The following is a 13,052-nucleotide window of genomic DNA, read 5'->3' as shown; positions in this document are numbered from 1 at the left end:
TTTTCATGTCGCAGACCAACGACGCCAACGAGCCCACCTATCCGCAGCCTGATCTCGAGGCCTGGAACAAGGCCGCCGCCAAGCATTCCCCGGGCGGCGACATCAGCAAGCTCAACTGGATCACGCCCGAGGGGCTGGTGGTCAAGCCGCTGTATACCAAGGCCGACACCGCCGACCTCAAGCATGCCGACACGCTGCCCGGCTTCGAGCCTTTCCTGCGCGGCCCGCAGCCCACCATGTACGCGGTCAAGCCGTGGACCATCCGCCAGTACGCCGGGTTCTCCACTGCCGAGGCCTCCAACGCTTTCTACCGCAAGGCGCTCGCCGCCGGCGGTCAGGGCGTGTCGGTCGCCTTCGACCTCGCCACCCACCGTGGCTACGACTCCGACCACCCGCGGGTGACGGGTGACGTCGGCAAGGCCGGCGTGGCGATCGACTCGGTCGAGGACATGAAGATCCTGTTCGACGGCATCCCGCTCGACAAGGTGTCGGTGTCGATGACCATGAACGGCGCCGTGCTGCCCATCCTCGCCGGCTACATCGTCGCCGCCGAAGAGCAGGGCGTCAGCCAGGACAAGCTCTCGGGCACGATCCAGAACGACATCCTCAAAGAGTTCATGGTGCGGAACACCTACATCTATCCGCCCACGCCGTCGATGAAGATCATTGCCGACATCTTCGGCTACACCGCGCAGCACATGCCGAAGTTCAACAGCATCTCGATCTCCGGCTACCACATCCAGGAAGCGGGTGCCAACCAGGCGATCGAGCTCGCCTTCACGCTCGCCGACGGCGTCGAGTACGTGCGCACCGGCATCAACTCCGGCATGGACGTCGACACCTTCGCCGGCCGCCTGTCCTTCTTCTGGGCGGTGGGCATGAACTTCTACCTCGAGATCGCCAAGATGCGCGCCGCGCGTCTGCTGTGGTGGCGGCTCATGAAGCAGTTCAACCCCAAGAGCGCCAAGTCGATGATGCTGCGCACCCATTCGCAGACCTCGGGCTGGTCGCTCACCGAGCAGGATCCCTACAACAACGTCGTGCGCACCACCATCGAGGCGATGGCGGCGGTGTTCGGCGGCACCCAGTCGCTGCACACCAACGCGCTCGACGAAGCCATCGCGCTGCCGACCGAGTTTTCCGCCCGCATCGCGCGCAACACCCAGATCATCATCCAGGAAGAGACCCACATCTGTAACGTCGTCGACCCCTGGGCCGGCTCCTACATGATGGAAAAGCTCACCCAGGACATGGCGGACAAGGCCTGGGCGCTGATCGAAGAGATCGAGTCCATGGGCGGCATGACCAAGGCGGTCGAGTCCGGGTGGGCCAAGATGAAGGTCGAGGAGTGCGCCGCCGACAAGCAGGCGCGCATCGACTCGGGCAAGGACGTCATCGTCGGCGTCAACAAGTACAAGCTGGCCAAGGAAGACCCGATCGAGATCCTCGACATCGACAACCACGCGGTGCGCGAGTCGCAGATCGCCCGCCTGGCCCAGGTGCGCGCCAGCCGCGATGCCGCCGCCGTGCAAGCTGCGCTGGATGCGCTGACGAAGTGCGCCGAGACCGGCGAGGGTAACCTGCTCGACCTCTCGGTCAAGGCCGTGCGCCTGCGCGCCACCGTCGGCGAGGTGTCGGATGCGCTGGAGAAGGTGTTCGGCCGCTATCGTGCCAACCCGCAAGCCGTGTCCGGCGTCTATGGAGCCGTCGTGGAACAACAGGAAGACTGGAAGGCCCTGAAGGCCGACATCGAGGCCTTCATTGCCGAAGAAGGCCGCCGCCCGCGCATCATGATCGCCAAGCTCGGCCAGGACGGCCACGACCGCGGCGCCAAGGTCGTCGCCTCGGCCTTCGCCGACCTCGGCTTCGACATCGACATCGGCCCGCTCTTCCAGACGCCGGAAGAAGCCGCCCGCCACGCGGTGGAGAACGACGTCCACGCCGTGGGCTGCTCCAGCCTCGCCGCCGGCCACAAGACGCTGGTGCCGCAGATCGTGAATGAGCTCAAGCGCCTCGGCGCCGATGACATCATCACCTTCGTCGGTGGCGTGATCCCGGCGCAGGACTACGACGCGCTCTACGCCGCGGGTGCCAAGGGCATCTTCGGGCCCGGCACGCCGATCCCGGCCGCCGCGCGTGAAGTGCTGAAGCAGATCCGCGCGGCCCGCGCCAAGGCCTGATGACGGCGCTCGACACCGCCGACCGCGCGCTGGTCGAGGGCGTGCTCGGCCGTCAACTGCGTCCGCTGGCGAAGACGATCACGCTCATCGAGTCCCTGCGCGAGGACCACAAGGCGCGTGCCCGCCATGTGCTGGAAGCCCTGCTGCCGCACACCGGCGGGGCCATGCGGGTGGGCATCTCCGGCGTACCGGGGGTGGGCAAGTCCACCTTCATCGAAGCGCTCGGTCTCTACCTCATCGAGCAGGGGCTGCGGGTGGCTGTGCTGGCGGTCGATCCGTCGTCCTCGGTCACCGGCGGCTCCATCCTCGGCGACAAGACGCGCATGGAGCTGCTGAGCCAGAACACTGCCGCCTTCATCCGCCCCAGCCCCTCGGCCTGCAGCCTGGGCGGGGTGGCGGAGAAGACGCGCGAAACCCTGCTGGTGTGCGAGGCCGCCGGCTTCGACGTGGTCATTGTCGAGACCGTGGGGGTGGGGCAGAGCGAGACCGCGGTCGCGGGCATGACCGACATCTTCTGCCTGCTGCAACTGCCCAATGCCGGCGACGACCTGCAGGCGATCAAGAAGGGGATCATGGAGATCGCCGACCTGATCGTCATCAACAAGGCCGACATCGACCCGGCGGCGGCGATGCGGGCGAAGTCGCAGATCAAGACCGCGCTGCACATGCTGCGCCCGGCCAGCCCCAACTGGACGGTGCCGGTACTGACGCTGTCGGCACTGAAGAAGGACGGCATCGCCGAATTCTGGAGGGCGGTGACCGACTACCGCCAGGCGCTCACCGCGTCCGGCGAGCTCGACGCCAAGCGGCGCCACCAGGCCCTGGCCTGGATGTGGGAAATGATCGACTCGGGGCTGCGCAGCCGCTTTCGCAGCCATCCCCGGGTCAAGGACGAACTGCCGGCGCTGTCGCGGGCGGTGGAGGAGGGCAGCACCACCCCCTCCGTCGCCGCGCTGCGGCTGCTCGGCCATCTGCAAGCCTGACAAACAAGGGGCCGTCGTAGCGGCCGGCCCGACGCAATACAGAGATCCGACAGGAGGTCATCAATGCACGACATCATCCGCCAGCTAGAGGAAAAGCGCGAAAAGGCCCGCCTCGGCGGTGGCCAGAAGCGCATCGACGCTCAGCACGCCAAGGGCAAGCTGAGCGCCCGCGAACGCATCCTGCTGCTGCTCGACGACGACAGCTTCGAAGAGTGGGACATGTTCAAGGAGCACCGCTGCAACGACTTCGGCATGGACGCCGATCATATCCCGGGCGACGGCGTCGTCACCGGCTACGGCACCGTGAACGGTCGTCTGGTGTTCGTGTTCTCGCAGGACTTCACCGTGTTCGGCGGCTCGCTGTCCGAGACCCACGCCGAGAAGATCTGCAAGGTCATGGACCATGCGATGAAGGTCGGCGCGCCGGTCATCGGCCTCAACGATTCGGGCGGCGCCCGCATCCAGGAAGGCGTCGATTCGCTCGGCGGTTACGCCGACGTGTTCCAGCGCAACGTGCTGGCCTCGGGCGTGGTGCCGCAGATCTCGCTGATCATGGGGCCGTGCGCCGGCGGTGCGGTGTATTCGCCGTCGATGACCGACTTCATCTTCATGGTCAAGGACTCGTCCTACATGTTCGTGACCGGTCCCGAAGTCGTGAAGACGGTGACGCACGAGGAAGTCACCGCCGAGGAGCTCGGCGGAGCGGTGACCCACACGACGAAGTCGGGCGTGGCCGACCTCGCCTTCGAGAACGACGTCGAAGCGCTGATGATGACCCGCCGCCTGGTGGGCTACATTCCCGGCAGCAACCGCGACAAGCCGCCGGTCGTGCCCTGCGTCGACCCGGCGGACCGCCTCGACCACTCGCTCGATACCCTGGTGCCGAGCAACCCCAACCAGCCGTATGACATGAAGGAGCTGATCGTCAAGATGGTCGACGACGGCGACTTCTTCGAGCTGCAGCCCGACTACGCCAAGAACATCATCATCGGCTTCGCGCGCATGGAAGGCTCGCCGGTGGGCATCGTCGCCAACCAGCCGCTGGTGCTGGCCGGCTGCCTCGACATCAAGAGCTCGATCAAGGCCGCGCGCTTCGTGCGCTTCTGCGACGCCTTCAACATCCCGGTCGTCACCCTGGTCGACGTCCCCGGCTTCATGCCCGGCACCGCGCAGGAATACGGTGGCATCATCAAGCACGGCGCCAAGCTGCTCTACGCCTACGCCGAATGCACCGTGCCCAAGGTCACCCTCATCACCCGCAAGGCTTACGGCGGCGCCTACGACGTGATGTCGTCCAAGCACCTGCGCGGCGACGTCAACTTTGCCTGGCCGAGCGCCGAGATCGCGGTCATGGGCCCCAAGGGCGCGGTCGAGATCATCTTCCGCGAAGAAAAGAACGACCCGGCCAGGATCGCCGAGCGCGAGGCCATGTACAAGCAGCGCTTTGCCAACCCCTTCGTGGCCGGCGCGCGCGGCTTCATCGACGACGTGATCATGCCGCACGAGACCCGCAAGCGCATCTGCCGCTCGCTGTCGATGCTCAAGGACAAGCAGCTCGAGAACCCGTGGCGCAAGCACGGCAACATCCCGCTCTGATTGCCGCACGAGGAATACATACATGTTCAAGAAGATCCTGATTGCAAACCGCGGGGAAATCGCCTGCCGCGTCATCAAGACCGCCCGCAAGATGGGCATCGCCACCGTCGCAGTGCATTCCGAGGCGGACAAGGACGCGCTCTTCGTCGACATGGCCGACGAGGCCGTGTGCATCGGCCCGGCGCCGTCCAAAGAGTCCTACCTCGTCATCGACAAGATCATCGCCGCCTGCAAGCAGACCGGCGCCGAGGCGGTGCACCCGGGCTACGGCTTCCTGTCCGAGAACGCGGAGTTCTCGCGTCGCCTGGAAGAGGAAGGCATCAAGTTCATCGGCCCGAAGCACTATTCGGTCGCCAAAATGGGCGACAAGATCGAGTCGAAGAAGCTCGCGATCGCCGCTGGCGTGAACACCATCCCCGGCTACAACGACGCCATCTCCGGCCCCGACGAGGCGGTCGAGATCGCGAAGAACATCGGCTACCCGGTGATGATCAAGGCCTCGGCCGGCGGTGGCGGCAAGGGCCTGCGCGTGGCCTTCAACGACAAGGAGGCGCACGAAGGCTTCGCCTCCTGCGTCAACGAGGCGCGCAACGCCTTCGGCGACGACCGTGTCTTCATCGAAAAGTACGTGCTCGAGCCGCGCCACATCGAGATCCAGGTGCTGGGCGACTCGCACGGCAACTACGTTTACCTGAACGAGCGCGACTGCTCCATCCAGCGCCGTCACCAGAAGGTCATCGAGGAGGCGCCCAGCCCCTTCGTGGACCCCGAGATGCGCAAGGCCATGGGCGAGCAGGCGGTGGCCCTGGCGCGTGCGGTGAACTACGAATCGGCCGGCACGGTCGAGTTCGTGGTCTCCGGCGCGACCAAGGAGTTCTACTTCCTCGAGATGAACACCCGCCTGCAGGTCGAGCACCCGGTGACCGAACTGATCACCGGGCTGGACCTCGTCGAGCAGATGATCCGCGTCGCCTACGGCGAAAAACTGCCACTCAGCCAGGCCGACGTGAAGATCAACGGCTGGTCGATGGAATGCCGCATCAACGCCGAAGACCCGTTCCGCGGCTTCCTGCCCTCCACCGGTCGCCTGGTCAAGTTCCAGGCGCCGGCCGAAGGCGACGGCGTGCGCGTCGACACCGGCGTGTACGAGGGCGGCGAGATCTCGATGTACTACGATTCGATGATCGCCAAGCTGATCGTGCACGGTGCGAACCGAGAGCAGGCCATCGAGCGCATGCGTGACGCGCTCAACGCCTTCGTCATCCGCGGCATCAGCTCCAACATCCCCTTCCAGGCCGCGCTGTTGCAGCACCCGCGCTTCTGCTCGGGACATTTCAACACCGGCTTCATCGCCGAGGAGTACCCGCAGGGCTTCGACGCCTCGATGGTGCCGCACGACGATCCAGCACTGCTGGCCGCCGTCGCCACCTTTGCCCGCAGCCGCTACATCGAGCGCGCGGTGCAGATCGAAGGTCAGCTCGCCGGCCACGGTCGCAAGGTCGCGTCCGACTGGGTGGTGGTGATGGGCGGCAAGCAGTACGCGGTGCACACCCAGGCCATCGACGGCGGCTTGGCCGTGACGCATGAAGGCCGCACCTACAACATCGTTTCCAACTGGAAGTTCGGCGACCTGCTGTTTACCGGCACCGTCAATGGCGCGCCGATCTGCCTGCAGATCGAGCGTCGTGGCCTGCGCTACCGCATCTCCCACTTCGGCCTGCAGGTCGAGCCGATGGTGATGACGGTGCGCGCCGCACACCTGCTGTCGCTGATGCCCGAGAAGCTGCCGCCCGACCTGTCGAAGTTCCTGCTGTCGCCGATGCCCGGCCTGCTGCGCGAGGTGGCGGTGGCCGAGGGCCAGGAAGTCAAGGCGGGCGAGAAGCTCGCGATCATCGAGGCGATGAAGATGGAGAACGTGCTCAAGGCCGAGCAGGACGGCAAGGTCAAGAAGATCGTCGCCAGGCCGGGCGCCAGCCTGTCGGTGGACGAAGTCATCATCGAGTTCGAGTGATCATTATCCGATATTCGTTTTGATCGATGGGGAGGGAGACCCGGGCCATGTGCCCGGGTGCCTGTCGGCGGGGGCCTGCGCAAGCAGGCCCTTTTTTTGTGCACTGCGCGCCGGAACTTTCCCGCGCTTCGTTCAGTCGTATTTGCGCAAAACAACTTGGTGACATATGATGCGCCTCGCCGAGCTGCAAAGCGGGCCGCGAACGCGGCCCCGCACCCATCGCCCCGCAGCCGGCGGGCGCGCCTCAATGGCCGCATGAACCCGGCCTTCGCGCGCCGGGCGATGAAACTGCCAGTCGTCGCGTCCCGCGGCCTGGTCTACGAGCTTATCCCTGCTGATCGCCACACCTGATGCACGCACATCCGGGGCAGGGCTGTGGGCGGCGCACGCGTCGTCGCCCGCCATACATGAAGCAGTCGCACACAAGGAGGACGTTCCATGAGCGCACAAGTGCATGCCCTCAAGCCCCTGAGCCCGCGCGCAGCGGAGACCCAATCCAGCGCCGAGCTGTTCGAGCCGGTGCCCTTCAAGGTCTATACGCAGCGCGACCTCGACCGCATCCCCCATCTCTCGAAGCTATCCGCCGAGCAGCGCTTCGAGATGAAGGTGGTGTCGTCGGTGCTGCCCTTCCGCGTCAATCAGTACGTGATCGACGAGCTCATCGACTGGGACAAGGTGCCCGAAGACCCGCTGTTCCAGCTCACCTTCCCGCAGCGCGGCATGCTTGCGCCGGAGCACTACGAGCGCATCGCCGAGCTGCTGCGCCGCGACGCACCGAAGGACGAACTCGAGCGTGCCATCGACGAGGTGCGTCACGCCCTCAACCCGCATCCGGCCGACCAGATGCAGATGAACATGCCGCTCGATGACGAGGGCCATCGCCTCGACGGCATGCAGCACAAGTACCGCGAAACGGTGCTGTTCTTCCCCAGCCAGGGCCAGACCTGCCACAGCTACTGCACCTTCTGCTTCCGCTGGGCGCAGTTCGTCGGCGACAAGGAATTGCGCATCGCCTCGTCGGAAGCGTCGGCGCTGCACAACTACCTGCGCCAGCACACCGAAGTCACCGACCTGCTGGTGACCGGCGGCGACCCGATGGTGATGAAGACCCGTCACCTGCGCGACTACCTCGAGCCCTTGCTGCAGCCCGAGTTCGATCACATCCAGACCATCCGCATCGGCTCCAAGGCGCTCACCTTCTGGCCGCACCGCTTCCTCGGCGCGGAAGACGCCGACGACCTGATGCGCCTGCTCACCCAACTCGTCGAGTCGGGCAAGCACGTCGCCCTGATGGCGCATTACAACCACTGGAAGGAGCTCGATACCGAGGCCGCCCAGGCCGCCATCCGCCGCGTGCGCGCCACCGGTGCCGTCATCCGCGCCCAGGGTCCGCTCATCGCCCACATCAACGACGACCCGGCGGTGTGGGCCAAGCTGTGGAAGATGGAGGTCAAGCTCGGCCTGGTGCCGTACTACATGTTCGTCGAGCGCGACACCGGCGCGCGCAACTACTTCGAGGTGCCTCTGGTGCGCGCCTGGGAGATCTACCAGCAGGCGATCCAGCAGGTCTCGGGCCTCGCCCGCACCGCGCGTGGCCCGAGCATGAGCGCCAGCCCTGGCAAGGTGGAGATCCAGGGCATCACCGAGATCGGCGGCGAGAAGGTCTTCGTGCTGCGCTTCATCCAGGGGCGCAACCCCGACTGGGTGCAGCGCCCCTTCTTCGCCAAGTACGACGACAAGGCCACCTGGCTTGATCAGCTCGTGCCGGCGTTCGGTGAGGAGAAGTGGTTCTGGCAGGACGAATACCAGGCCATCCGCCGGGAGCGTCTTGCGACGGCCTGAACCCCCGCTCGATCATGAACAAGGAGCCCGCCGTCGCGGGCTCTTTTGTCTGGGGCGGCTGCTAAGATTGGATCATCGATCGGCGCAGGGAGCGGCCCCATGGATTTTCGCAACGGCAGGGAAAGCCGGAACGTCGAGGACCGGCGCGGGCAGGGCGGGCCGCGGCTGGGCGGACGTGGCGGACGGATCGGGATCGGCACGGTCGTGCTGGTGCTGGTGGCGATGTATTTCGGCATCGACCCGAGCGTGGTGCTCAACACCGGCGTGGTGGCGCCGCCGGCGATCGAATCCCGCGCGCCGGGCGAGCCACGTCCTGCGGCCGAGGATGAGGCGGCGCGCTTCGTGTCGATGGTCCTGGCCGATACCGAGGACACCTGGGGGCCGATCTTCCGTGCCGGGGGTGCGCGCTACCAGGAGCCGCAACTGGTGCTCTTCACCGGTGCCACGCGCAGCGCCTGCGGTGTGGGCCAGGCGCAGATGGGGCCCTTCTACTGTCCCGCCGACGGCAAGGTCTTCCTCGATCTGTCCTTCTTCGACGAGCTTCACCACCGCTTCGGCGCGCCGGGCGACTTTGCCCAGGCCTATGTGATTGCGCACGAGGTCGGCCACCATGTGCAGAATCTGCTCGGCATTTCGAGCAAGGTGCAGCAGGCGCGTCAGCGCGTGTCCGAGCGCGAGGCCAACCAGCTCTCGGTGCGCCTCGAGCTGCAGGCCGATTGCCTTGCCGGCGTGTGGGCCCATCACGCCCAGCGCAGCCGCCAGGTGCTCGAGGCGGGCGACGTGGAGGAGGGGCTCGCGGCCGCGAGTGCGATCGGCGACGACCGCATCCAGAAGCAGGCGCAGGGCTACGTCGTGCCCGACAGCTTCACGCATGGCAGCGCCGCGCAGCGCGTGCGCTGGTTCCGCATCGGCTTGCAGCGCGGTGAGCTGGGCGCCTGCGACACCTTCTCGGCGTCCGCCCTGTAGGCACAGGGCGATCGCGCCTCAGCCGGCCAGGCGGGCGAAGGCATCGACCACTTCGGCCGGCGCCTGGACCAGCTCGATCAGCACGCCTTCGCCACCAATGGGGAAGTCCTCATTGCCCTTGGGGTGCAGGAAGGTGATGTCGAAGCCCGCCGCGCCGCGGCGAATGCCGCCCGGGGCGAAGCGCACGCCATTGGCGCTGAGCCACTCGACCGCCTTCGGCAGGTCGTCCACCCACAGGCCGACGTGGTTCAGCGGGGTGGTGTGCACTGCCGGCTTCTTCTCCGGGTCGAGCGGCTGCATGAGGTCGACCTCGACCTTGAACGGGCCGGCGCCCATGGCGCAGATGTCCTCGTCGACGTTCTCGCGCTCGGACACGAAGTTGCCGGTGACCTCCAGGCCGAGCATGTCGACCCACAGGGTCTTGAGCTTGTCCTTGCTGGGACCGCCAATGGCGATCTGCTGGATGCCGAGGATCTTGAAGGGGCGCTGCGACATGGCGGTTCTCCGCTGTAGTGGATTAATAATCCATAATTATAGCGACAGATGCAACGTGCGTGGCGGACCTGCGGTGCAGCGTGTTCATTCCCAGCTCACCTGCGCGGCGAACAGGTAGCCGGCGCCGTACACGGTCTTGATCAGCCGCGGGCTCTGCGGGTCGTCGTCGAGCTTGCGCCGCAGCCGCGAGATGCGCACGTCGATGCTGCGGTCGAAGGGGTCGACGTCGCGTTCGCCGAGCAATTGCTCGCGTGACAGGATCTTGTTCGGGCGGCGCAGCAAGGTGCCGAGCAGGCTGGCTTCGGCCGCGGAAAGGCCGATTTCGCGCCCGTCCGCGGCGGTCAGCGCGTGCCGGCTGGCGTCGAAGGTCCAGCCCGAAAAACGCGCCAGGCTGCGCTCGGCGCTGGCCTCGGGGGCGGCGGAGCGTTGGTAGCGGCGCAGGATGGAGCGCACGCGGGCGACGAGTTCGCGCGGCTCGAAGGGCTTCACGATGTAGTCGTCGGCGCCGAGTTCCAGCCCGAGCACGCGGTCGGTGACGTCGTTGCGTCCGGTGAGGATGAGCACCGCGCAGGGGCTGCCGTCCTGCAGCTCGCGCACGACCTGCATGCCGTCCATGTCGGGCAGGCCGAGGTCGATGATGCACAGGTCGGGTGCGGCCTGGCGGGCGCGCGTCAGGAACTGGCGCCCGGTGCTCAGGTGTTCGCCGCGAAAGCCGTATTCGGCCAGGCTCATGCAGATCAGGCGGGCGATCTCGGGGTCGTCCTCAAGGACGAAGATCGCGGGCGGGGTGGCCTCGGCGGGCGTCGTTGTCATCGTGGGCCGGTCTCCGGTATAGGTGGGGCGAGCAGGTTTGCCAGACAGGCCTGCAGCGTCGCCTGGTCGAAGGGTTTGCGCAGCGTGGGCACGTCAGCCGTGGGGGTGCCGGTGGCGGCGCTTTCGCTGGCGTAGCCGGTGACGAGCAGGATCGGCAGCGTGGGGCGCAGCAGGCGGGCGCGCGCGGCGAGCTCGCGCCCGCCGATGCCGCCGGGCATTACCGTGTCGCTGACGAGAAGGGCGATGTCGTCCACGTTCTCGAGCAATTGCAGGGCCTCCACGCCGTTGCTGGCCTCGATCACCGGGTAGCCGCAGGCGGTGAGCTGCATGCGGACCACCTTGCGTACCTCCGGCTCGTCCTCGACCAGCAGCACCGGGCCGTCCAGCACCGGCTGCGGCTGTGCGGCCGCGGCAGGGGCTTGCGCCATGGCTTGCGGGGCATCCGTCGTCGGCAGCACGAAGCGCACGTGGGTGCCTTCGCCCGGCGTGCTGCGGATGCGGATGTTGCCACCGGACTGGCGCACGAAGCCATACACCATCGACAGGCCCAGACCGCTGCCGCTGCCGAAAGGTTTCGTGGTGAAGAAGGGCTCGAACACGCGCTGCAGCAGGGCGGCATCGATGCCCGTGCCGGTGTCGCTGACGTCGATCTGCACATAATTGCCGGGGGCGAGTTCGCCGACGGCGGCGACCTTGGCCTCCAGGCTGCGCGCCTTGACGGTGATGGTCAGCTCACCGCCCTCGGGCATGGCGTCGCGGGCGTTGATGGCGAGGTTGAGGATGGCGTTCTCGAGCTGGTGCGGATCGACCAGCGCGTACAGCGGATTGCTGGGCAGGCGCAGGCGCACGCGAATGGTTTCACCCAGCGTGCGCACCAGCAGGTGGGTCATGTTGTGCACCAGGGCGCTGACCTCGACGGCCGTCGGCTCGAGCGACTGGCGACGGGAGAAGGTGAGCAGGCGGCGGATGAGTTCGGCGCCGCGACGGGCGGCCTGCAGCGAAGGGGTGACGAACTCGGCGCCCGAGCCGCCGCCGATGCGGCTCTGCAGCGTCGACAGGTTGCCGATGATGATGGTGAGCAGGTTGTTGAAGTCGTGGGCGAGACCACCGGTGAGCTGGCCTACCGCCTCCATCTTCTGCGCCTGGATCAGGGCGGCCTGGCTGGCCTTTTGCTCGGTGATGTCGATCGACATGACGAAGAAACCCACCGTGCGACCGGTGCCGTCGGTCTCGGGCACGACGACGCTGCGTGCATGCACGGTGCGCCCATCGGTGAGGTGGCGGGCGTACTCGTAGCTGACGCGCTCGCCGGCGCGCGCCCGCTCGAGATGCGGCAGGATCTGGGCATAGCTGTCTGGGCCGAACACGTCGAGGATGCTGCGGCCGACGATCTCGTCCTTGGCGAAGCCGAACCAGTCGGCGTAACCCTTGTTGGCGAACCGGTAGATGTCGTCCCTGCCGACGTAGGCGACCAGCGCGGGGATGGAGTCGATGATGAGCTGCAGGCGGTTCTCGCTGCGGCGCAGGGCGGCGGCGATATCGTCGATCTCGATGTTGGCCTGCCCCAGCCGGGCGTTGGCCGCCTCGAGCTCGGCGGTGCGCTCGCGCACCCGCTCCTCGAGCTGGGCGTTCTGCTGCTCGATGACCGCCTCGTAGCGCCGCTGCTCGGTGATGTCGGTCCATAGCGAGACGAAACCGAGGTTGGGGATGGGAACGCCGCGGATGGCGAGCAGGCGGCCGTTGGGGCGCGCACGTTCGGCGTAGTGGGGCTGGAAACTGCGCGCCGCGGCGACGCGCTCGCGCACCAGGGTGTCGATGTCGCCGGGCCCGTATTCGCCGCGTTCGGCGTTGAAGCGGGCGAAATCCTCGAACGGGGTGCCGACCCGCATCATCGACTCGGGGAAGTCGAGCAGGCGCACCATGGCCTTGTTCCAGGTGACCAGCTTGGGTGTGGTGTCGAACACCGCGATGGCCTGATCGAGCAGGTCCAGCCCGGCCAGCAGCAGGTCGTGCCGGCGCCGCAGTTCGGGCGTCAGCGCGGGGAGGTCCGGCGTCGGGCTGGCGGGTGTCGTCATCGTGTCAGGTTCGGCCATTCGGCGTGGTGCGTGGAGGGACGCTGCGATGTTTGCACAAAGTGCGCGCAGCCGCTGTGTGCATTGTCCTTCA

9 protein-coding genes are annotated in these 13,052 nt (G+C 66.9%); 6 read left to right on the top strand and 3 right to left on the bottom strand.

The genetic code is table 11. The features are described 5' to 3' along the window. The first annotated feature begins 5 nt into the window (after nucleotides 1-5). From scpA to ypfJ, 6 genes are all read left to right on the top strand, one after another. Complete coding sequence (gene scpA / locus PLC66_RS02180) at nucleotides 6-2,180, top strand: methylmalonyl-CoA mutase (protein ID WP_324537461.1); 2,175 nt, start codon at nucleotides 6-8, stop codon at nucleotides 2,178-2,180. Then, nucleotides 2,180-3,163 carry a methylmalonyl Co-A mutase-associated GTPase MeaB gene (gene meaB / locus PLC66_RS02175; protein WP_324537459.1) on the top strand — a complete coding sequence of 328 codons (984 nt, stop codon included), beginning with the start codon at nucleotides 2,180-2,182 and terminating at the stop codon, nucleotides 3,161-3,163. The genes scpA and meaB overlap by 1 nt, the downstream gene beginning before the upstream one ends. Before the next feature lie 63 nt (nucleotides 3,164-3,226). Next, a complete protein-coding gene (locus PLC66_RS02170) occupies nucleotides 3,227-4,759 on the top strand; it encodes an acyl-CoA carboxylase subunit beta (RefSeq protein ID WP_324537457.1) in 1,533 nt (510 codons plus the stop codon). Between the two features lie 22 nt (nucleotides 4,760-4,781). Continuing rightward, the gene (gene accC / locus PLC66_RS02165) at nucleotides 4,782-6,770 is read left to right on the top strand and encodes an acetyl-CoA carboxylase biotin carboxylase subunit (protein ID WP_324537455.1); all 1,989 of its coding nucleotides are present in this window, start codon (nucleotides 4,782-4,784) and stop codon (nucleotides 6,768-6,770) included. 438 nt (nucleotides 6,771-7,208) lie between these two features. Then, a complete protein-coding gene (locus PLC66_RS02160; RefSeq protein WP_324537453.1) occupies nucleotides 7,209-8,612 on the top strand; it encodes a KamA family radical SAM protein in 1,404 nt (467 codons plus the stop codon). Between the two features lie 99 nt (nucleotides 8,613-8,711). Further along, a complete protein-coding gene (ypfJ, locus tag PLC66_RS02155; RefSeq protein WP_324537451.1) occupies nucleotides 8,712-9,578 on the top strand; it encodes a KPN_02809 family neutral zinc metallopeptidase in 867 nt (288 codons plus the stop codon). An 18-nt stretch (nucleotides 9,579-9,596) separates the two neighbouring features. On the opposite strand, the gene PLC66_RS02150 is transcribed toward ypfJ, so the two are convergent. The 3 genes from PLC66_RS02150 to PLC66_RS02140 form a co-directional block, all read right to left on the bottom strand. Next, nucleotides 9,597-10,073 (bottom strand): VOC family protein, encoded by a 477-nt coding sequence (locus PLC66_RS02150; protein WP_324537449.1) that lies wholly within the window; start codon nucleotides 10,071-10,073, stop codon nucleotides 9,597-9,599. 84 nt (nucleotides 10,074-10,157) lie between these two features. Beyond that, on the bottom strand, nucleotides 10,158-10,886 hold the full coding sequence (locus PLC66_RS02145) for a response regulator transcription factor (protein WP_324537447.1): 729 nt from the start codon (nucleotides 10,884-10,886) through the stop codon (nucleotides 10,158-10,160). Beyond that, nucleotides 10,883-12,979 (bottom strand): PAS-domain containing protein, encoded by a 2,097-nt coding sequence (locus PLC66_RS02140; protein ID WP_503012167.1) that lies wholly within the window; start codon nucleotides 12,977-12,979, stop codon nucleotides 10,883-10,885. Before PLC66_RS02140 ends, PLC66_RS02145 begins: the two co-directional genes overlap by 4 nt. Nucleotides 12,980-13,052: the final 73 nt, after the last annotated feature.

Origin of the sequence: Thauera sp. (assembly GCF_035444905.1) — a bacterium.
GTDB lineage: Bacteria > Pseudomonadota > Gammaproteobacteria > Burkholderiales > Rhodocyclaceae > Thauera.
This window is presented reverse-complemented; position numbering and strand designations above follow the sequence as displayed.

Excerpts from the sequence above, each read along its gene's own strand:
- scpA (WP_324537461.1), top strand. The coding sequence starts at position 6 with ATGTCGCAGACCAACGACGCCAACGAGCCCACCTATCCGCAGCCTGAT.
- meaB (WP_324537459.1), top strand. The coding sequence starts at position 2,180 with ATGACGGCGCTCGACACCGCCGACCGCGCGCTGGTCGAGGGCGTGCTC.
- PLC66_RS02170 (WP_324537457.1), top strand. The coding sequence starts at position 3,227 with ATGCACGACATCATCCGCCAGCTAGAGGAAAAGCGCGAAAAGGCCCGC.
- accC (WP_324537455.1), top strand. The coding sequence starts at position 4,782 with ATGTTCAAGAAGATCCTGATTGCAAACCGCGGGGAAATCGCCTGCCGC.
- PLC66_RS02160 (WP_324537453.1), top strand. The coding sequence starts at position 7,209 with ATGAGCGCACAAGTGCATGCCCTCAAGCCCCTGAGCCCGCGCGCAGCG.
- ypfJ (WP_324537451.1), top strand. The coding sequence starts at position 8,712 with ATGGATTTTCGCAACGGCAGGGAAAGCCGGAACGTCGAGGACCGGCGC.
- PLC66_RS02150 (WP_324537449.1), bottom strand. The coding sequence starts at position 10,073 with ATGTCGCAGCGCCCCTTCAAGATCCTCGGCATCCAGCAGATCGCCATT.
- PLC66_RS02145 (WP_324537447.1), bottom strand. The coding sequence starts at position 10,886 with ATGACAACGACGCCCGCCGAGGCCACCCCGCCCGCGATCTTCGTCCTT.
- PLC66_RS02140 (WP_503012167.1), bottom strand. The coding sequence starts at position 12,979 with ATGGCCGAACCTGACACGATGACGACACCCGCCAGCCCGACGCCGGAC.